Here is a 19,083-nt window from a genome sequence, read left to right as displayed (position 1 = left end):
GGCGGCGCCCATGCCGGAGGATTTTTATTTTGCATACGGATATGACGGTAAATCAGCGACCCGCCTGTACCGGTTTATAAATGGGAATTTTGAGCGATTCAATCCGGATACAAAGGTCTGGGAACCTGATCCCGGGCAGAGCCGAATATTCGTCGGTGAGGATCTTGATTATGAAGAAATCACCGAGGAGCAAGCAAACAAAATAATGGTTTTGGTATAAAAGCACTCTCCGATATGCGAGGGTGCTTTTAATTTGTCCGGAAAGGAGGGGGAGCGATGATTCAGCGGTATCGAGAGAAGAAGTTTATCGACGCTGTACAATTTGAAAACACCTACGAGCGCATCACGGAGATTATCGGCTTTGTTGGTTTGCCGGTATCGGTCGAATATACATCGACCGGGGTGCAGATGCGGATTGTCCGGACACCGTACAACGTGATTATCGTCAAAGTTGGCGAGTACATTGCCAAAGCTGATGACAGCACGTTAATCGTATTGACCGCGGCCGACTTGGCCGAAAATTACGACATGGTGACTGACTAATAGCCGCCCTGTCGCATGGCGTAAAACTAGGCGTGCTTTGGCCGGAGCATAGCGGCCCACTCCCTTAGCTGGAGAGCAGCTATAAAAATCTATGGAGGTCGAGATATATGGATTGGTTGAAAGAAATACTTAAGGCTGCAGGAGTCGATGAGTCGAAGCTCGACGGATTGATCGGCGATGTGAATAAGGAGCTGCCGAAGCACTTTGTGCCCAAGTCGCAGTATAACGAGGTGACTGAAGCACGCAAAAAGGCCGAGGATAGCCTAAAGGAGCGTGATAAGCAGCTTGAGGACTTGAAGAAGTCCAGTGGCGATGCTGAGGCGCTGAAAAAGCAGATCGAAACGCTTCAGAAGGACAACAAGGCGGCTCAGGAGAAATACGAGGCAGAGCTGAAGGATTTGCGGCTCAGCAATGCGCTGAAGCTTGCCTTAGCTGGTCAGGTACACGACGCGGATCTGGTCACGGGGCTGATCGACAAAACGAAAATCGAACTCGGTGAGGACGGTAGCATCAAAGCCGGCCTGGAAGATCAAATCAAAGCCCTGCGGGAAAGCAAGGCTTTTTTGTTTGCCGAAAATAAGCCAACCTTCAAAGGGGCAAACCCTGCCGATCCTGGAGCAGGGGCAGGGTCAGGTGCAAGCTCGCTGACCGACGCTGCCGCAATCAGTAGTATTTTCGCACAAAAATAATTTTGGGAAATGAGGGAATTGAACGATGCCAATTAACACATTGGAGTATGCAAAACTATTTCAAAACGAGCTGGATAAGCAAGTAGCACAACAGGCGACTTCCGGATGGATGGAGAGCAATGCCGGTCAGGTAAAGTACAACGGCGGTAATGAAATCAAAATTCCGGATATCGTGGTTCAGGGCTTGGCCGATTATGACCGCGACAACGGCTTTAACCAAGGTAGCGTGACGTTTAAGTACCAAACGCACACGCTGACCCAAGACCGCGGCCGGACCTTCCAACTCGACGCTATGGACGTAGATGAGACCAATTTTGGCACAACTGCGGCTAACGTGATGTCGGAGTTCCAGCGGCTGCATGTCATCCCGGAGATCGACGCTTACCGCTACAGCAGGCTGGCCGCATTGGCAGCAGATGCAGGCAACTCGGGGACCTATACGCCGGATGAAGCCGACATCTTGGATAAGTTGTATGACGACATCTTTGCTATTGCTGGACGTGGCGTAGACCTGGCCAATATGGTTATCTCTATTAGCTATCCGGCATACCAGGTGTTGACGAAAAATTCGCAACTCCAGAAAAAGCTGGATGTGACGCAGTTCGGACAAGGCGGGATCAATCTGACGGTGAAATCGCTGGAAGGCATTCCGCTGGTGCCGGTTGTGGCTAGTCGGATGAAATCCGCTTATGTGTTTAACGACGGTTTAACGGCCGGCCAGACCGCTGGCGGCTTTGTGCCGGATGCTGCAGCTAAGGACATCAACTGGATTATCTCGTCTCGTAACACGCCGATTGGAATCAGCAAAACGGATGTTGTGCGGATTTTTGACCCGCAAACCAACCAAAAAGCGAATGCTTGGAAACTGGATTATCGGAAATATCACGACTTGATTGTTCCGGACAACAAGCTGGCGACAGTGCAAGTCTCCCTGGGGGCGTAATCATGATTAAGCTGCAAAAGTTGAATGTGGTGAAACTGGTGGCGGAGGAAGTTGATGCGCAGGCTCTGGAGCGCAAGGGGTTTAAGAGAGTGGTTCCAGAGCCTGAGAAGGAAACAAAGGGCAAGGCTAAGAAACCGGAGGGCGGTGAATAACCGCTCTCTTTTTATTGGGAGGGGTTACGATGCTGCAGGATGATGTCGCTGCAATCATTAAGCGCCGCTGGAACCTGCCGGAGAGCCTTGACGCGCTCATGAAGTCGTACATCGACGAAGCTGGCGCTCATATTGCCAATTACATTGGCCGGGATACGGTGGAGGAGATCCCTGCCGCTTTGACTTTTACCTGGGCGAATATCGCCATGACAGCCTTTAAGGCTGAGCAGTCCCATCTCCCCGAAATGGATGAGATCCTCGCCGCGGGCATCGACCTTAAGATTGGTGACACGTCGGTTAAGGAGTCCGCCGTCGGTGGCGGCGGTACGGGCATGGCGACGTTGCTTATGCTCTATGCCTCCGATCTCAATCGATATCGCCGGATGAGGTGGTACCCGTGAACATTAGGCGGTATCGATTAGCTCTGGAGCGCACCTATACAGATCGGGTTACGGTGCAGCGGATCGAGAAGGTCAAAGTCAACGGGGAGACGAAGCAGCGGCTTGTTGTCGTCTATGAACAGCAGCCATGCCGGCTTTCCCAGAAGACGCTCGGGACCAACGGTCAGACCGAGTCCGTGAATCGGATTGCCTACGAAACGAAGCTGTTTGCCGCTCCGGAACTGGAAATCAAACAAGGCGATACGCTGACGGTGACGCGGGGACAGATCACCAGAACCTATACTGCCGGCGAGCCGTTTTTGTACGAGTCGCACCAGGAAATCAGTATCCAGCGAGAGGATAAGGCGTAATGGCGAAGTGGGGAAGCTTTGAATTTGGTGAGTTTGAGCGGTTGGCTAAGACGTTTAAAACGGCCCTTGACCAGCGGATTATCGAGCGCTGGATTCGGGAGTTTTTGCTTGAGATGGCCTATCGAGCTGAGCGGAAGGTCAAAAGGCGGACACCGGTAGACTCTGGCGAGCTGAGACGTAACTGGCAAGTCGGGAACGTTGTACGGAAGGGCAACGCATATGAGGTGGAGATATACAACAACACCGAGTATGCCTCATACGTGGAGTACGGCCACCGCGCCGGTAAGAACTCCACGCGATGGGTCGAGGGTCGATTTATGATGACGATCAGTATGAAGTTGGTTGAAAAGGAGATGCCGAAATTCATCGAGAAGAAGCAAGTCGAGCTGCTGGAGCAGCTCATGAACGGTAGAAAGGGATGATGCCGTGACAACGGTAAATAGTATCCGCAGCGGCGTTATTATCGCTCTGTCGGAACTCTTCCCGACGCTGGATATCTACGGGGAGGCGATCCGTGAGGGCTTCGAGGCGCCGTGCTTTTTTGTTAAGCTCCTGACCACGGCTCAAGATCGGGAGCTGGATCGGCGCTATCGCCGGTCCTATTCATTCGACCTCCATTACTTCCCGGGCGGCGCGGATCCCAACGAAGAAGCTCACGGGATGGCCGAACAGCTATACGATAAGCTCCGACAGATCGAGGTTGACGGGGCGCTGTACCGGGGTACTGGAATGAATCACGAAGTTGTGGACGGCGTGCTGCATTTCTTTGTGGACTTTAACTTTATGGTCTACTCCGAGAAGCCGCCGGGGGTTAAGATGCAAACTCTCAAGCAGGAGGGAAGGTTGAAAAATGGCAACTAAGGAAAAACAGGAGCTCGCCGCGGGCTTTACGAAAGATCAGTTTTTACAGTCCCGCCAGTGGCAGGGAATCGACAAGGATATCTTGTCCGTGGTGCTGGAGCCAAACAAAACATACACGATCGCAGAAGCCAAACGGCTAGTCGAAGAATTTAAGAAAGCGCAGGTGAAAGGGTAATGGCAGGAGGAACATGGACATCCCAAAATAAAGTCCGTCCTGGCGTTTACGTCAATACGGTATCGGAGCCGAAGGCACTTGGGGCGGTCGGCGAGCGCGGCGTAGTAGCATTGGCGCTGTCACTGCCGTGGGGACCTGAAAAGCAGATTGTTACGGTCGAGGCCGGAGCGGACACGATGGACGTGCTCGGCTTTGATATCAACGATCCTGCGCTCTTGCTCGTTCGTGAATCGCTCAAGCGGGCAAAGACGCTGCTGCTGTACCGGCTGAATAGCGGAGATAAAGCAACTGCAAACGCCGGGGACCTGACGGCAACGGCAAAGTATTCCGGGACGCGCGGCAATGCTATTTCGGTCGTGGTACAGGCCAATATCGACGATCCCGACAAGTTTGACGTCAAAACGTTGGTTTCGGGGGTCGTGGTTGACAGCCAGACTGTTACCGCGATCTCGGAGCTGGCGGCCAATGGCTGGGTTACATGGTCCGGCAATGGCGATCTCACGGCCACTGCAGGAGTCAATTTCACGGGCGGCACCGACGGCGCGGTGACCAATGCCGATCATACCGCGTTTTTGACGGCGCTGGAGCTGCTGGACTTTAACACGGTCGGCCTGACCGTAGACGATACAACGCTCAAGCCGCTGTATACGGCGTTCGTCCGGCGTCTGCGGGAGGACGAGGGTAAAAAGGTGCAGGCTGTCGTACCCAATTACCAGGCAGCTGATTATGAGGGCGTAATCAGCGTTAAAAACGGCGTGGTACTGTCCGATGGCACGACGCTCACAGCGGGGCAAGCGGTCGCCTGGGTGGCGGGAGCTACTGCCGGGGCCACCGTGAGCCAGGCGCTCACATACACCGCTTACGACGACGCTGTGGACGTGTCGCCACGTTACACCAACAGCCAGATAGAGGCGGCGCTGCTGAGCGGCGAGTTTGTTTTCACGCCGTCCAACGGCCGCGCGATCGTCGAGCAGGACATTAATACACTGCACTCGTTTACGCCGGAAAAGGGTAAGCAGTTCCGCAAGAATCGCGTGCTGCGGGTGCTGGATGGTATCGCGAACGATCTCAAGACAACGTTTGAAAACTTCTACCTGGGTAAGGTGGATAACAACGCTGACGGTCGTAACTTGCTGAAGAGTGAGATCATTGCTTACATGAATACATTGCAGGCGATCAATGCAATCCAGAATTTTGACGCGCAAACCGACGTTACTCTTGTGGCCGGCAACGAATCGGATGCGGTGTACGCCGAGATCGGGGCGCAGCCGGTGGATGCGATTGAAAAGATTTATATGAAAGTGCGGGTGAAGTAAGATGGGATTCTTTAAGGCTGGAGATGCGATCAGCGGTCAAGAAGGCCGCGCCTATGCAACGCTCAACGACCGGGTTGAGGAATTATTTTATGCTAAATCGATCGAAGCCCGGGCTGAAAAAAATAAGTCCGATTTTAAGGCGCTCGGTCGACGTGGCACTCAGTCTAAAGCGATTGGTTGGACTGGTACGGGTAGTATGACGATCTACTATGCTACACCGGTTTTCCGCCAGATGATGTTGGATTACATCAAGACTGGCAAGGACACCTATTTTGACCTGACTGTAGTCAATGAGGACCCCAACAGCTCGCTTGGCCGGCAGACAGTCATCTTGCGCAACGTCAACTTGGACAGCGTGATTATGGCCAAGCTCGATGTCGATGCTGAGTTTTTGGATGAGGATTGCGATTTTACGTTTGATGATGTCGATATGCCAGATAGCTTTGCAACGCCTGTATTGGGCTAAAATCACTAGGAGGGATAATGTATGAGTACATTGCAAGATTTTTTGAATAGCAATCCCGTTGATGGATTGACCGCTGAGGTCGTTGTATCTTCTCGTTTTAAAGGCCCCGATGGTAACCTGCTGAAGTTCAAGATCAAGGCGATGAGTGGGCCCGAATTTGAGGACATTCGGAAGCGATCCACGACGATCCTTAAAAAAGGCAAGGTAGAATTTAATGCCCAGCGATTTAACAATACGTGCGTGATCAACAACACCTTGGAGCCGGACTTTAAGGATGCTGAGTCTATTAAAAAGCTTGGTTGCACCTCGCCGGAGGAATATCTGAATAAGGTGCTTCTTCCAGGTGAGATTGCGACGCTGGCCGAACATATCCAAAAGCTGAGCGGCTTTGAGACGGATATGGAAGAACTGGTTAACGAGGCAAAAAACTAATCCGGGAGGGCGATAGTGACGCGAACTATGCGTACTACGCCCTCCACAAGCTTCACATGCTCCCCAGTGAGTTTTTAGCCCTGCCCAGGAGAGAGAAAGCATTTGTTATCGCCGCGATCGATGAAAGAGTTAAGGCTGAGGATAAAGCGGCTAAGGAAATGAAACAGAAGTAGGACGATCCCGTAAATATATGGTAATATTGTGGGTGATATTACTTATTACGAGGGAGGAAAAGAAGTGAAAAAACTCTTATATCTTGCAATTGGCGTAGTTATCGGTGCGTCTATCGGCTTTAGCCCGAATGCCTATGCAGCCGTAAAGCAATTTGTCTTAACAGAGTTTAATCGCCCGGTTGTAGTTAATGGGGTAGTGTATAAAGATGCCCAAAATCCAATCTTGAATTACAATGGGAAAACGTACATCCCACTTGCAAAAATCGGCGATTTGACAGGCGTGAGTTACAAATGGAACGCTGAAAAGAAGCAAGTAGAAATTGGCTCTGGGGTTTCGCAAACAGGAGATTCGTTGACTTATACAATCAATGACGGAAAATTGACAACCGTCGAAAGGGAACTCGCAGAGGAACAAGCGATTAGAGATTTTACCGAGAACATTAAAATCGAAAGTGAGAAGAAAGCGGGAGTGGTCATCGAAAACGGAGAACATGTATTATATCTTAAAAATAAGTATGGGTCTCAAGTGAGATTGACTAACTCGGATGATATTAAATATGTAATGGCAAAAATCAAAAAACAAGAGCTACCACCTAGCATTTCCGAGGGGTGGATTAGCGAAGAATTGCTAAGCAGTAATATACAAGGGTTTGATTATATATCCGATGTACCTGAAAATAAGCTTAGAGATATTGCCACTAAGAATTTCAACGGTACAGTTTATTATAACATTGACGATTTAATTGTAAGTGGTTTACTTAAAATCGAATAAATAAATAGGGCGCTGATAAAGCGTCCTATTTATTTTGCCTTGAAAGAAGGTGAATAAGTGGCTACTGTATCATCGACTGTCAAGATGTTCGATGCTATGTCGGGCCCGCTGAAAAGCATCACAAACGGCATGAATCTCATGATCTCGACGATGTACAAAATGCAACAGGCGACAAATAGCAATGTGAATATCGACAAGACCCTAAATGCTGCCAAGCAACAAATCGCATCAGCTGAAGCAGAGATAAACCGTCAGATTCAAAAAGCTACAGAATCACAAAACAGATTCAACCAATCTCTAAACAACGGAAAAGCTTCATCTTCTGGTTTAGCAAGAAGTATAACGGGGATCGTGGCTGCTTATCTGTCTGTTCAATCGTTAAAGTCTGTTTTGGACTTGAGTGACACTTATAGCAATACCACAGCGCGGTTAAATTTGATGAATGATGGATTGCAGACAACAGCTGAGTTGCAAGATAAGATAATGGAATCTGCCAATCGAGCCAGAGCCTCATATCAAACAACGGCAGATGTGGTTGCAAAGTTGGGACAACGGGCTGGTGACGTGTTTAAGTCCAATGATGAAACCATTCAATTCGCAGAAAACTTAAACAAACAGTTTGTAATCGCTGGCGCGTCACAGATGGAAATGGCCTCGGCTTCACTACAATTAACACAAGCTTTGGGTTCCGGTGTACTTCGTGGCGAAGAGTTGAACGCCGTATTCGAAGCTGCGCCTAATGTGATTCAAACGATTGCTGATTATATGAATGTACCGATCGGGAAAATTCGTGACATGGCTTCTGATGGGGAAATCACAGCTTCCATAGTTAAGAATGCAATGCTATCGGCGACCGACGAGATCAACAAAAAGTTTGAATCTATGCCTATGACATTCGCTCAAGTATGGGCACTTATTCAAAACATTTTAATAGATGCATTCGCTCCCCTGTTGCAAACAATCGGTAAAGGGGCGCAATTTATATATGACAACTGGTCTAAGATAGAACCGGTGCTTGCGGGGGCGGCTGCTGGAGCTGTTGCGTTAGCTGTTGGACTAGGAATACAAGCGGCGGCGACTTGGATCGCAACCGGAGCGGCAAGTGCATTTTTTGCAACATTGCTGTCTAATCCGTTGACTTGGATTGTGGTTCTTATCGGACTTGTCGTCATGGCTATCTATAAGTGGGTTAAGTCTGTTGGCGGGTTGAAAATCGCATGGATGATCGTGGTTGATGCATTACTCACGGGATGGGACTGGGTAAAATATGGGTTTTACGCAGGAGTTTACTGGGTAATGAATCTATTTAACGAATTTCAACTGTCATTCATGCGGGTGAGCACAAACATTCAAAATTTCATGGGCGACATGAAGGCTGGCGTTTTGAGCATATTACAAAACATGGTCAACGGGGCTATCGATATCATTAATGACTTCATCAACACCCTGAATAAGATACCTGGCGTAAGTATTGATCTGGTTGATAAGGTGACATTTGGTGCTGGAGCACAATTAATCAACGAAGCCCAGAAGCAAGCTAGAAATGCTGAGTTGGCTAAATATTCCGATAAAATCAACAGTCAAATATCAGCTAGAGCGGAATCTCTCGAAAAAATGGCGTCAGAAGCCAAGGCCGCAACAGCGGCTAGAAAAGCAGAAATAGCAGCAGCACAGGCGGAAAAGCTGGCAAAGAGTCAGTCCAAGAACGGATCGCTTGCATCTGGCAACATACCTGCGTTTAACGGTGGAACCATCGACAAAGTAAACAAAGTCGGGAAGATCGAGGACACCGTCGACATTTCCAGCGAAGACTTGAAGCTCATGCGGGAACTAGCCGAGATGAAGTCGATACAGAACTTTGTGACCTACACGCCAACTGTGCAAGTCACTACAGGACCCGTATCAAAGGATGTTGATATTGATGAGGTTGTGGCTCGAATTGAACAAACACTCGAGGAAGATCTGGCAGCCAACGCCGCGGGGGTATACGCATGACCTATTCATTAACCCTGTCATTTAACAACGAAGCCGAGGCGATAGAGTTTCCGGTCTTGCCGGAAAAAATCGAGGTATCGACGTCAAGTGGGAACAAGACTTATGATGTCTCGCAGCTTGGGGAGGTCAATGTAATCAAATCGACCAAGCTGGCCGAGATCGCTTTTGAGGGGATATTCCCTGCAAACTGGTTCCCCGGCTGCAATGTCGCTCAGTCAGCTCTATTCGTACCGTCTCATTATATCGTTGATCGGATCGAGAAGTGGCGTGAGGAAAAGCGGCCTGTGCGCCTTGTCTTTGTTGGATCAACCATGAATATTAATATGCCGGTCAGTATCGAACGATTTATCTGGTCGGAGTCCGGAGGCGCCGTCGGGGATATCGCCTATCAAATCACCCTGAAAGAGTACCGCTTTTACGCAGCACGGAAGGTACAGATCGCTAAACAATCTGGATCGGGTAGCGTGGCCATGCCGAAGCTGCTGAGTGCCAAAACTCCAGCCCGGGCGGATACGCGTGTGCAGCCTAAGACGTACACCCTCGTTGCCGGAGATAACCTCTGGAAAGTGGCTCAGAAGTTTTTGGGCGATGGCAGCAAGTATAAGCAGATTCAGACGCTAAACGGCATCAAAGACGCCGACCTGAAGCGGCTGCCGGTCGGGAAAGTCATCAAACTGCCGTAGGAGGTGCGATATGCTACAGGTAATCACAGATAACAAGCAGGGCGGCGTCTTTGACATATCGGAGCTCGTAACGAGCGCTACCTGGAAGACGTCCCGGATCGGCAAGCCTGGCAGCGTAGACCTCACTATCCTGCAAGATGCCAATTACATGATCAACAACGGGGACATTATCGCGCTTAGGTGGGATGATGTCCCTTTATTTTATGGTTATGTCTTTACGATTGGCCGCAGCGAAGCAGATACGCTGACCATCAAGGCTTATGATCAGATCCGGTATCTAGCTGCAACCGATACTTATGTATTCAAAAACAAAACCGCCGCGGCGATCGTCAAGCAAATCGCGGATGACTTCGGGCTCAAATGGGGGCATGTCGTAGACACGAAATATAAAATCCCATCCATGGTGGAGGACGGCCAGAAGTTGCTCGACATCATCGACAAGGCCTTTGCCCTGACCACGATTAACACCGGCAGTATTTACGTGTTTTACGACGACTACGGCAAGCTGGCCGTGCAAAACGTTAAGGACCGCGTGCTGGAGCTGGTGATCGGGGACGAGAGCCTCTTGACGGACTTTACGTATCAACAATCGATCGACAGTGACACGTATAACCGTATCAAGCTGGTACGGGACAACAAGAAGAGCGGCAAGCGTGACGTGTACATTGCCCAAGACAGCAACAATATCGCCAAATGGGGCCGGCTGCAGTATTACCAAAAGGTCGACGATAACCAAAACGAGGCGCAGATTAAGGCGCTCCTCGATCAGCTCTCTAAGCTGAAAAATCGGGAGACCAAGAGCCTAAAAATAACGGCACTTGGTGATCCGACGGTCCGTGTCGGCAGCTATCTAAAAGTAGAAATCGGTGAGTTGGCCATCGATCAGTTATTCTTGATCGAGGAATGCTCTCATATTTTTAACGGCGACGATTACACAGTATCGATAGAAGTGAAGGTGGTCTAATGACGCTAAGCGATACTATCAAGCGGCTGGGGGCCGGGGCGATAGAGGCCAGCAACCCGGTAGCGGTCATGTTTGGCAAGGTCACAAAGACAAATCCTCTTGAGATAAACGTGGATCAGCGTTTTACTCTCGACGAGGATTTTTTAATTGTCCCGGAGCAGTTGACCCGCTACGAAGTCGATCTGAAGCACAAGCATACCACAAGCAGCGAGGATACCGGGGAGGCTCTGACGGAGAAAGTCGTAATCCGGGAAGGGCTCAAGGCTGGCGATACCGTGCTGCTGCTCCGGGTGCAGGGTGGCCAGAAGTACGTTGTCTTGGATAAGGTGGTGGGCGAATGATACCGATTGGTGGATCTATACAGGACGCGGCGGAGACGCAGCAAACCAGCCGGACGTACGGCATTGACTTTGCTGCGGGCAAGGCGACGGGTATGGTGGATGGGCTGGAAGCGGTCCGGCAGGCCGTCTACAAGATTCTGCGGACAGACCGGTTTGCTCATCTGATCTACGATGCCAACTATGGCAGCGAGATCAGCAGCCTGCAGGGCAGGAGCCAAGGGTATGTCCGGTCGGAGATTGAACGAAGGATCCGGGAAGCCCTCCTGCAGGATGACCGTATATCTGAGATCGCGGATATGCAGATCAACATCACCGGTGATGAGGCCCTGGTAACCTTTACGGTGGTGTCTATTTACGGAGATTTTAAGGAGGAGGTAACCGCGAGTGTATGAGGGGCAAACCTTTGAAGTGATCCTTAATCGGATGTTGGCCCGGGTGCCAGACAGCGTTGACAAGAGGCCCGGGAGCATTATCTATGATGCTGTGGCTCCTGCAGCCGCTGAGCTCGCACAGCTTTACATGGAGTTAGACATCAACCTTAACCTTTCCTTTGCTGACACAGCAACAGGCGAGTATCTGGAGCGCCGCACGGCCGAGTTTGGCATTAACCGGGAGCCTGCGACAAAGGCAAGGCGCAAAGGCTTGTTTTTTGCGTCTGGTGACGTGCCAATGGATGTGCCTGTTGGTAGCCGGTTTTCACTCGGCGATCTCAACTATATCGCTATTAGCCGGATCGCTGCGGGCCAATGGTTGTTGGAGTGCGAGACGGTCGGCGTCATCGGTAATCAGGACTTCGGGGCGTTGCTGCCGATCGATTATATCGAGGGACTGGCGCGGGCGGAGCTGGCCGATGTGCTGGTGCCGGGGGATGATGCCGAAACGGACGAGTCGCTCCGGCAGCGCTACACGTCAGCCATCAACGAGCAGGCCTTTGGCGGCAACGTCGCGGACTACAAGCAGGAGATCAACGCGATTAACGGCGTCGGCGGCGTTAAGGTGTTCCCGACTTGGTCAGGGGGCGGTACGGTCAAATGCACGATCATTGCGTCTGACTTTAACCCTCCATCCTCTACGCTGATTGACGAGGTGCAAACGCAGATCGACCCGGTAGGTAACAGCGGTCAGGGTATCGGCCTGGCGCCGATCGGGCACCAGGTCACCATCACCGGTGCGCAGGCGGTTACGATCAATGTCGCGGCCACGCTGACGCTTACCGCAGGAACGACAATCGGCCAGGTACAGAGTGACGTGGAGGAGGCGATCCGAGCTTATCTGCTGTCGCTTCGGCAGGCTTGGGCCGACTCGTCAGCCATCGTCGTACGTACCGCACAGATTGAGTCGCGAATCCTGACCGTGCCGGGCGTAGTCGATATTACCGGGACGCAGCTTAACGGCGGCGCGGCCAATGTTGTACTGACGGACGAGCAGATCCCGATCATGGGGACGGTGAGCCTCAATGAATAGGCTGCTGGAATACCTGCCGGACATCTACCACGATGTTATCGATTTCGTGGAGCTGACCGACACGGAAGCTCAGGAGGTAATATCCGCCGAGCAGGCCGTAAAGACGCTGTTTGACGACCAGTTTGTGACCGATGCGTCCGAACAAGCGATCCGGCGAAGAGAGAAGCTGCTCGGCATCCAGGCGGATCCGACAACGGAGACGTTGGAGTTTCGGCGGAAACGGCTGATCAATCGGTACTCGACCAAGCCGCCTTTTACGGTACGGTACCTGCAGCAACGGCTGGACTTTTTGGTCGGTGCAGGGCTGACGATCGTAAGCGCGGATCCGCAAGCCTTTATCTTGACCGTTACCACAAATATCGACAACGCTGCCCTATTTAAGGAGGTCGAACGAACGGTGAAGGTCACAAAGCCGGCCAATATGCTCTATCAGCAGCATACCTCCCTGCAGGACACGATCGAGCTTAGAGAGCGAATCAAGATGCGGTCGGTGAGCTGGAACTATCGTTTGGACGGCAGTTGGCGGCTTGGCGAAAAACCGTTTGCCGACTTAGGTATGGAGGTGGTCTATAAATGATCGCAAGTACGCTTTTATCGGAAGTTGCCGACTTGGTAGATAGCAAGATTGCCAAGGTGGTCCTTAACGGGACTTACGAAATTGATACGTTCGAGGTCAAATCGGTTACCGGGGCCACGGTAGGGATGCAGTATATTGTACCTGCTAGTGCGGTGCCGGTGGTCACCAAAATCGAGCTTAAAAACAGCACCAATCATTTGATCAGCAGCAACGACGTGTACATCCCGATTACCTCGGATACGCTTATTTTGCAGACAGTTGATATTAAGGAGGGAGCCTGATGGCTAAAACAGATTGGGGATTAAATGACATAGTAAAGCCTGCAGACTTAAATGAGCTTGGTGGAGAGGTTAACCAACTCCGCGAGGACGTTGATAACATCGAGATCCCGCCCGCAAGTCTGACCACTCCAGGGATCGTGCAGCTATCCAGCAGCTCAAACAGCTCCAACGAAACCTTAGCTGCTACGCCGTTAGCAGTAAAAACGGTTAATGACGCGTTGGGTACACACGCAGCGTTGACAACGGCTCATGGGGCCGTATCTGCAGCTACTGCGAATCGTCTTATAATCCGCGACGCCGCCGGCCGGGCAAAAATAGCAGCCCCATCAGCGGCGGACGATATTGCTCGTAAGGATACCGTGGATAATGCGGTTGGCTCACTGCCTAGCTTGCTCACAACGGCCAAAGGCAATACGGTTGCCGCGATCAACGAGCTTTTTACAAATGTCAGTGATGGAAAAAACGCGGTCGCTGCCGCTATCACTGGCAAAGGCGTACCGGCATCAGGCAGCGATACGTTTGGACAATTGGCGGGGAAGATTGGGCAGATAAAGCCAAGTCTAGCGGGCTCGGCTGCGGTGAATGCGTCTATAGGGCCACCTGTTCCTAACCCGTACTCCGGCAGAGTGCCGGTTTTGAACATTCCTGCAGGCTGCCGGTTTTTTAGTTTTAAGGCAAATTCTCTATCGGATAGCTTTATGAGATATCTTGGGGGTACAAGATACTCTTATGTATACATTCGGAATATAGATACAGGAGAAACGTGGAGTTACTACGAAACTGCAACAGTTTTTTATCTTTCGCTTATGACCTTTGACCTAGTAAATAGAACTGCGACAATTCGGGACGTGACTCTTGGTGTTTATCGTGCCTCGAATTTACCTCCGTTTATTGATCATCCTCTTGAGTTCGGGATAGGTGCTTTATACGAGTATGGCACAACTTATGACGATACAATTGCGGCAATAATAGGCACAATAAACTACGCATAAAAAAAAGATAAGAAGGGTGTTGACAATGATCAGAATGTTTAGAAGTAAAGACGTTACACAAATCAGCGCCTAACCGGCGTATTTTTTATGCCCTCGGAGCCGATCCGGGGGCTATTACATTTGAAAGGATGATAAAGGTGGATAACGTAATCAAAGGTGTCATCGCTATTGGCGGCTCAGCCGCATCATTTCTATTTGGGGGCTGGTCGTCATTGCTTAATGTATTGTTGGCTTTTGTTGTAATTGATTATATTTCAGGAGTGGCGGCAGCTGCCCAAGAGGGTAAACTAAGCAGCCGGATCGGAGGCTGGGGGATCGCCAAAAAGGTGATGATCTTTGCGATTGTTGCCGTGGCACACTTGGTAGACTCAGCCCTTGGTAACGCCCATTTATTTCGGGATGCAGCAATTTTCTTTTACCTCTCCAACGAGCTTTTAAGTTTGCTTGAAAATGCCGGCCGACTTGGTGCACCGATTCCACCGGGGCTTCGTAAAGCAATTGCTATTTTACAAGGAAAAGGGGGCGTAGAAGATGCTGACTCTGGAGTACGTAAAGAGTAAATCTGAATCCAAGTTGCGAGGGCTGCATCCCATTGTTCGGTTAGCTACGGAGAAGCTGATTGAGCGCTCATTTGCTCGTGGTGTGCCGATCCTGATCACGCAGGGGCTTCGGACAATCGCTGAACAGGACGCGCTTTACGCACAGGGCCGAACCAAACCCGGGCAAATCGTGACCAACGCCCGCGGCGGATACAGCTTCCATAACTTCGGCGTGGCGATCGACTTTTGCTTGTTGAAACCAGATGGGAAATCCGTGTCCTGGGAAGTTGGTCGGGACTGGATGATCGTTGTGGAGATTGCAAAAGCGCTTGGCTTTGCGTGGGGCGGGGATTGGACGAGCTTCAAGGATTACCCCCACTTTGAAATGTGCTTCGGCCTGACAACGGCCCAATACCGCGCAGGTCAGCAACCGACAGAGACGGCCATGGCGAAGGCGTTGGCGAAAATCAATAAGGAGGACGAGAGTATGACAGCAGCAGAAAAGGCGGCATTTGATAAGCTTGAAAAACGTGTGAATGAGTTGGAAAAAGCGGTTGAGAAGATCCCGGCTCCGAAGTGGTTTGTACAGGAGTTTGGCTCGGCGGACCTGGGCGGACTGATCAGTGAGCCGGAGTTTACGGCTGAGGGGTGGAGAACACTGGCTATTGGATTGCGGGCTACCAAAAAATAGGATATAATATTCTAAAATCCGGAAGCACCGGTAGCAAAAGAGCCTCGCTGGCCTTATGGGCTGGCGAGGCATTTTGTCATTTAAACATCTTTTTGATCATTTTGAAGATATCAAAAGTTGTCTTGTTATAGACTTTGTTGTAAGCAGCCTTCTTTGGATTCCTTAACCATCCGTAACCACGGGGCATCTTAATTCCAGCCCTATGAACAATCTGACGCTTGATGCTTGTGCGGGCGGAGATTCGTTTCTTAATACTTGGTTTACGCATTCCAAACTTCATAATACAGTACACTCCTTTAATTAATCATACTTTGATTTGTTGGTGTCCCTCTACTATGATTAATTCTGATTTACTCACCTAAATCCTTCCTTATATGTCTATCTCCGCCCAGCCAGGAGATATCGGGTCCGGCTCGACTCGCTCCAAGTGCTCCGGTGATACGATCAACAACCCAGCTTCACGGATATCGACTTTGGCTCCAATAAGTTTTCCACCTGAAAGTAGTTTAAAAGTACCTACTTCGAGGACACGGCCACTTCTCCCGGCGTGCGGGTGGGGTGGTGTGATCCGGACGAGTTGGCCGGGGGATAGGTCTTTAAGTTCCATTTTAATAGCTCCTCTCGATCCCTCTAATTTGATACCACTTGTGATACCGATTCATGCGAAAACGGAGAAAAATTACGTAAAATAAGAACGCTTGTTTGCGTTGAGTTGTAATAATTGTGCGATTTATGCGTTTAATTCGCTCATTTGATGTAGAAATGGAAGGCTCGATCGGGTAACAGAGCGGCAAAATCAAAAGGAGAAGACCTTAACGGGTCCTCTCCTTTTTTTAAGTTGCAAATCCGGCCGGCGTGGGGGATAGCGCAGGTTCACGGTTAACGGAACTAAGGGACGTTATTTGTTCTACCGGTCCTATTGCCGTATCGTCACACTTGTTCCGATCGGCACGATCCCGGCCAGTTCGATGACGTCCGGGTTGTACATTCGGATACAACCGTGGGAAACTTCTCCGCCAATCGAAGAGGGATCGTTGGTTCCGTGGATCCCGTAGTGGGGCTTGGACAAGCCCAACCAGTAAGCGCCAAACGGGCCGCCGGGGTTCGGGGCTTTGTTCACGATCGTATACGTTCCCTCCGGGGTTTGCGTGAGCATTTTGCCGATCCCGACCGGGAATCCGCGAACGACGCTGTTGTTGTCCAGCAAATACAGCATCCGATCGGATAAATCTACGATGATCCGGTAATTTGGCATGATTCCTTCACCCCTTCCGTTGTTTCTGCTAGTGTATGGCGGATAGGCGGCGGTTGGCTGGGCGGGCGTGGAGATGGAGGAATCGATATCCCAACTTCGGCGGCAAAAGTAAAACCCGGGTCCGTCCGGCCCGGGAGAATGATTTCGTATTATAGATAAACTTCTTCAATGGAGGTTTCGCGTTCCTTGGACAGGTCGACGAACCGGGAATCGGTTTTGACGAGCGGCCGGAAGAAGTCCGTTTGGTTGGTCATGACGATGGAACCCATCTCGCCGGAGTTCAGCATCACTTTCTTGCCGATAAAGTTCGGCAGCAAATGGCGGATCAGCGCTTGCGTAGGTTCCGGGCTGAGCTTGCCGAAGCTGAGGCTGTTGAGTTCGCGCAGCACCGATAGCAGCTCTTGCTTCGAACGGTACACCCGATTGGAAGTCATCGCCGAGTAGACGTCGGCAACGGCGGCAATTTTGGCAAACGGATGAATTTCCTTCCCGCGTAAGCCCTGCGGGTAACCGCTGCCGTCTTCCCGTTCGTGATGCTGGAGCGCCACCAGGGCGGAAAGCTCGTCCCCCGTCGAATTCAGAATAATCTCGTGGCTGTATTCGGTATGGCGCTTCACCTCTTCGAACTCCTCCGGCGTCAGCTTTCCGGGTTTGTTCAAGATGGTCTGCGGCACCCTGCTCTTGCCGATATCAATCAAATAGCCGGCCTTCCCGGCCTTGTAGGCTTCCTCTTTGGTATACCCCAGCCAGGAAGCGATATAATAGCATAACATGCCGACTTGCATGGAGTGATGGTACGTATAATTGTCATCATCGCCGATCATCAGCAGCAAGGAGACGACGTCCTTCTGATGATCCAGCTCCGAAATCATCGGTTCGAGGAGCTGATCCACTTTCGCTTCGTTGATCGTCCCTTGAGTTAGCGCTTCCAAAAATAGCTCCTGAAAGCCGTCGACCGCTCCGTCCAAGTAAGACTTGGTTCGGAAGGCAGGATCTGCAGGAAATTCGGCGTCCATGGTTTGCGGCTCGATATCTACATAGTCGATTCCGTGCTGCATCAATTTAACGATGGAATCGCTGCTCAATTCGCAGCCTTTCTGCAAAACAAAGACACCGAAATGATTAAATACGTCATGTTGGAGACGGTCGCCTGGACTGAGTTCCATAATATGTACTTTCAAGGACGATGACACCTCATACTCTTCCAATTTTCCTTAATCATATCAGGAAATAATTGGGTTGACAATGGAATTTCTGCGATGTCAATCATCCGAAAGGAGGTGTTCTCCCGGCACGCGAGGGTCCCAAGGCCCAAGTCCATGGCCCTTCCATTCGGAACCGTCTTCCCAAATCTCCTTCTTCCAGATCGGAACGATTTGCTTGAGGCGTTCAATCGCGTAGCGGCTGGCTTCGTAGCACCCGGCTCGGTGGGGGGCGGATACGGCGATGACCACGCTGATTTCAGCGATATCGACCTGACCGATGCGGTGGCTGATGGCACAGCGGGTACCTGGCCAGCGCTCCGCAACTTCAGCGCCGATTTGGCGCAGCTTGCTTAAAGCCATTGGCACATAGGCTTCGTATTCGAGATGGACGGTTCGCTGTCCCTGCGTCCATTCCCGGGTTGTCCCGGTGAACGTCAGCGCGGCCCCGTGATCGGGAGCGATGACCTTGGCTGTAATCTCTTCCACTGACAGCGGTTCGTCCGTGATGATGAACCAATCCTCATCCGACGCCGCGGAATGAGGGCGGGAGGTTGATTCTCCGCCGGATACCGGCGGGATCAACGCGACTTCGTCCTCCTCGTGGACTGGCGTATCGCCTGCAGCGTACTCCTGATTGACGGCTACGAAGGAGGCGGCGATCAACGCGGCTGCATCGGGATAGGCTTCAGCCAGCGCTTCCTTTAATGAAGCGGCCGTAACGGGCTGTTCCGGATACGGATAGGCAAAGTGAAGATGGGACGTACCGATCCGGTCCGCCAATCCGGCAAAAAGGGCAATTTGAATAAGCATAGGAGTCTCCTCG

Annotated in this window: 30 protein-coding genes; 25 read left to right on the top strand and 5 right to left on the bottom strand. The window is 51.0% G+C overall.

Going from position 1 to position 19,083, the window contains the following annotated elements:
• Positions 1–10 precede the first annotated feature (10 nt).
• The 25 genes from BN3795_RS20845 to BN3795_RS20730 all read left to right on the top strand — a co-directional run bounded on the left by BN3795_RS20845 (position 11) and on the right by BN3795_RS20730 (position 15,800).
• Positions 11–220 (top strand): hypothetical protein, encoded by a 210-nt coding sequence (locus BN3795_RS20845; RefSeq protein ID WP_068786626.1) that lies wholly within the window; start codon positions 11–13, stop codon positions 218–220.
• Positions 221–276: 56 nt separating this feature from the next.
• Positions 277–543 (top strand): hypothetical protein, encoded by a 267-nt coding sequence (locus BN3795_RS20840; RefSeq protein ID WP_068786625.1) that lies wholly within the window; start codon positions 277–279, stop codon positions 541–543.
• 107 nt (positions 544–650) lie between these two features.
• A complete protein-coding gene (locus BN3795_RS20835; RefSeq protein WP_068786624.1) occupies positions 651–1,232 on the top strand; it encodes a phage scaffolding protein in 582 nt (193 codons plus the stop codon).
• A 25-nt stretch (positions 1,233–1,257) separates the two neighbouring features.
• Positions 1,258–2,175 (top strand): hypothetical protein, encoded by a 918-nt coding sequence (locus BN3795_RS20830; RefSeq protein WP_068786623.1) that lies wholly within the window; start codon positions 1,258–1,260, stop codon positions 2,173–2,175.
• A 2-nt stretch (positions 2,176–2,177) separates the two neighbouring features.
• Positions 2,178–2,327: a hypothetical protein gene (locus tag BN3795_RS25670; RefSeq protein WP_198524786.1), complete on the top strand. Its 150-nt coding sequence runs from the start codon at positions 2,178–2,180 to the stop codon at positions 2,325–2,327.
• A 29-nt stretch (positions 2,328–2,356) separates the two neighbouring features.
• Positions 2,357–2,728, top strand: a complete 372-nt coding sequence (locus tag BN3795_RS20825) for a hypothetical protein (RefSeq protein ID WP_068786622.1) — start codon at positions 2,357–2,359, stop codon at positions 2,726–2,728.
• Entirely contained in the window at positions 2,725–3,078 is a 354-nt protein-coding gene (locus BN3795_RS20820; RefSeq protein ID WP_232729997.1) for an ABC transporter ATP-binding protein, read from the top strand. Before BN3795_RS20825 ends, BN3795_RS20820 begins: the two co-directional genes overlap by 4 nt.
• A complete protein-coding gene (locus BN3795_RS20815; RefSeq protein WP_068786620.1) occupies positions 3,078–3,500 on the top strand; it encodes an HK97 gp10 family phage protein in 423 nt (140 codons plus the stop codon). Before BN3795_RS20820 ends, BN3795_RS20815 begins: the two co-directional genes overlap by 1 nt.
• Positions 3,501–3,504: 4 nt before the next feature.
• A complete protein-coding gene (locus BN3795_RS20810; protein WP_068786619.1) occupies positions 3,505–3,939 on the top strand; it encodes a phage tail terminator family protein in 435 nt (144 codons plus the stop codon).
• A complete protein-coding gene (locus tag BN3795_RS20805) occupies positions 3,929–4,114 on the top strand; it encodes a hypothetical protein (protein ID WP_068786618.1) in 186 nt (61 codons plus the stop codon). The genes BN3795_RS20810 and BN3795_RS20805 overlap by 11 nt, the downstream gene beginning before the upstream one ends.
• Positions 4,114–5,430 carry a phage tail sheath family protein gene (locus tag BN3795_RS20800; protein ID WP_068786617.1) on the top strand — a complete coding sequence of 439 codons (1,317 nt, stop codon included), beginning with the start codon at positions 4,114–4,116 and terminating at the stop codon, positions 5,428–5,430. Before BN3795_RS20805 ends, BN3795_RS20800 begins: the two co-directional genes overlap by 1 nt.
• Position 5,431: 1 nt before the next feature.
• Positions 5,432–5,896 carry a phage tail tube protein gene (locus BN3795_RS20795; RefSeq protein ID WP_068786616.1) on the top strand — a complete coding sequence of 155 codons (465 nt, stop codon included), beginning with the start codon at positions 5,432–5,434 and terminating at the stop codon, positions 5,894–5,896.
• Between the two features lie 21 nt (positions 5,897–5,917).
• Entirely contained in the window at positions 5,918–6,328 is a 411-nt protein-coding gene (locus tag BN3795_RS20790) for a phage tail assembly chaperone (RefSeq protein ID WP_068786615.1), read from the top strand.
• A 237-nt stretch (positions 6,329–6,565) separates the two neighbouring features.
• On the top strand, positions 6,566–7,273 hold the full coding sequence (locus BN3795_RS20785) for a stalk domain-containing protein (RefSeq protein WP_068786614.1): 708 nt from the start codon (positions 6,566–6,568) through the stop codon (positions 7,271–7,273).
• 57 nt (positions 7,274–7,330) lie between these two features.
• On the top strand, positions 7,331–9,268 hold the full coding sequence (locus BN3795_RS20780; RefSeq protein WP_068786613.1) for a tape measure protein: 1,938 nt from the start codon (positions 7,331–7,333) through the stop codon (positions 9,266–9,268).
• Positions 9,265–9,951, top strand: coding sequence for a LysM peptidoglycan-binding domain-containing protein (locus BN3795_RS20775; RefSeq protein WP_068786612.1), 687 nt, complete (start codon positions 9,265–9,267; stop codon positions 9,949–9,951). Before BN3795_RS20780 ends, BN3795_RS20775 begins: the two co-directional genes overlap by 4 nt.
• A 10-nt stretch (positions 9,952–9,961) precedes the next feature.
• A complete protein-coding gene (locus BN3795_RS20770) occupies positions 9,962–10,915 on the top strand; it encodes an XkdQ/YqbQ family protein (protein WP_068786611.1) in 954 nt (317 codons plus the stop codon).
• Complete coding sequence (locus BN3795_RS20765; RefSeq protein WP_068786610.1) at positions 10,915–11,256, top strand: DUF2577 domain-containing protein; 342 nt, start codon at positions 10,915–10,917, stop codon at positions 11,254–11,256. Before BN3795_RS20770 ends, BN3795_RS20765 begins: the two co-directional genes overlap by 1 nt.
• On the top strand, positions 11,253–11,648 hold the full coding sequence (locus tag BN3795_RS20760; protein ID WP_068786609.1) for a DUF2634 domain-containing protein: 396 nt from the start codon (positions 11,253–11,255) through the stop codon (positions 11,646–11,648). The genes BN3795_RS20765 and BN3795_RS20760 overlap by 4 nt, the downstream gene beginning before the upstream one ends.
• Positions 11,641–12,720: a baseplate J/gp47 family protein gene (locus tag BN3795_RS20755; RefSeq protein ID WP_068786608.1), complete on the top strand. Its 1,080-nt coding sequence runs from the start codon at positions 11,641–11,643 to the stop codon at positions 12,718–12,720. Before BN3795_RS20760 ends, BN3795_RS20755 begins: the two co-directional genes overlap by 8 nt.
• Positions 12,713–13,297, top strand: coding sequence for a putative phage tail protein (locus BN3795_RS20750; protein ID WP_068786607.1), 585 nt, complete (start codon positions 12,713–12,715; stop codon positions 13,295–13,297). The genes BN3795_RS20755 and BN3795_RS20750 overlap by 8 nt, the downstream gene beginning before the upstream one ends.
• Positions 13,294–13,578, top strand: coding sequence for a ketopantoate hydroxymethyltransferase (locus BN3795_RS20745; protein WP_068786606.1), 285 nt, complete (start codon positions 13,294–13,296; stop codon positions 13,576–13,578). Before BN3795_RS20750 ends, BN3795_RS20745 begins: the two co-directional genes overlap by 4 nt.
• The gene (locus tag BN3795_RS25980; protein ID WP_068786605.1) at positions 13,578–14,570 is read left to right on the top strand and encodes a tail fiber protein; all 993 of its coding nucleotides are present in this window, start codon (positions 13,578–13,580) and stop codon (positions 14,568–14,570) included. Before BN3795_RS20745 ends, BN3795_RS25980 begins: the two co-directional genes overlap by 1 nt.
• A 128-nt stretch (positions 14,571–14,698) precedes the next feature.
• The gene (locus BN3795_RS20735) at positions 14,699–15,130 is read left to right on the top strand and encodes a phage holin family protein (RefSeq protein WP_068786604.1); all 432 of its coding nucleotides are present in this window, start codon (positions 14,699–14,701) and stop codon (positions 15,128–15,130) included.
• Positions 15,102–15,800 carry a M15 family metallopeptidase gene (locus BN3795_RS20730; protein ID WP_068786603.1) on the top strand — a complete coding sequence of 233 codons (699 nt, stop codon included), beginning with the start codon at positions 15,102–15,104 and terminating at the stop codon, positions 15,798–15,800. The genes BN3795_RS20735 and BN3795_RS20730 overlap by 29 nt, the downstream gene beginning before the upstream one ends.
• A gap of 76 nt (positions 15,801–15,876) precedes the next feature.
• Here BN3795_RS20730 and BN3795_RS20725 read toward each other — a convergent pair whose 3' ends face one another.
• The 5 genes from BN3795_RS20725 to BN3795_RS20705 all read right to left on the bottom strand — a co-directional run bounded on the left by BN3795_RS20725 (position 15,877) and on the right by BN3795_RS20705 (position 19,070).
• Positions 15,877–16,080, bottom strand: a complete 204-nt coding sequence (locus BN3795_RS20725) for a hypothetical protein (protein WP_068786602.1) — start codon at positions 16,078–16,080, stop codon at positions 15,877–15,879.
• A gap of 90 nt (positions 16,081–16,170) precedes the next feature.
• The gene (locus tag BN3795_RS20720) at positions 16,171–16,407 is read right to left on the bottom strand and encodes a hypothetical protein (protein ID WP_068786601.1); all 237 of its coding nucleotides are present in this window, start codon (positions 16,405–16,407) and stop codon (positions 16,171–16,173) included.
• Between the two features lie 309 nt (positions 16,408–16,716).
• The gene (locus BN3795_RS20715) at positions 16,717–17,055 is read right to left on the bottom strand and encodes a L,D-transpeptidase (RefSeq protein ID WP_068786600.1); all 339 of its coding nucleotides are present in this window, start codon (positions 17,053–17,055) and stop codon (positions 16,717–16,719) included.
• Positions 17,056–17,204: 149 nt separating this feature from the next.
• A complete protein-coding gene (locus BN3795_RS20710; RefSeq protein WP_068786599.1) occupies positions 17,205–18,236 on the bottom strand; it encodes an HD-GYP domain-containing protein in 1,032 nt (343 codons plus the stop codon).
• An 81-nt stretch (positions 18,237–18,317) separates the two neighbouring features.
• Positions 18,318–19,070, bottom strand: a complete 753-nt coding sequence (locus BN3795_RS20705) for a molybdenum cofactor biosynthesis protein (protein ID WP_068786598.1) — start codon at positions 19,068–19,070, stop codon at positions 18,318–18,320.
• Positions 19,071–19,083: the final 13 nt, after the last annotated feature.

Source organism: Paenibacillus phocaeensis (assembly GCF_900021165.1).
GTDB classification, from domain to species: domain Bacteria; phylum Bacillota; class Bacilli; order Paenibacillales; family Paenibacillaceae; genus Fontibacillus; species Fontibacillus phocaensis.
The sequence above is the reverse complement of the archived record's forward strand: the minus strand, read 5'-3'. Positions and strand labels throughout refer to the sequence as shown.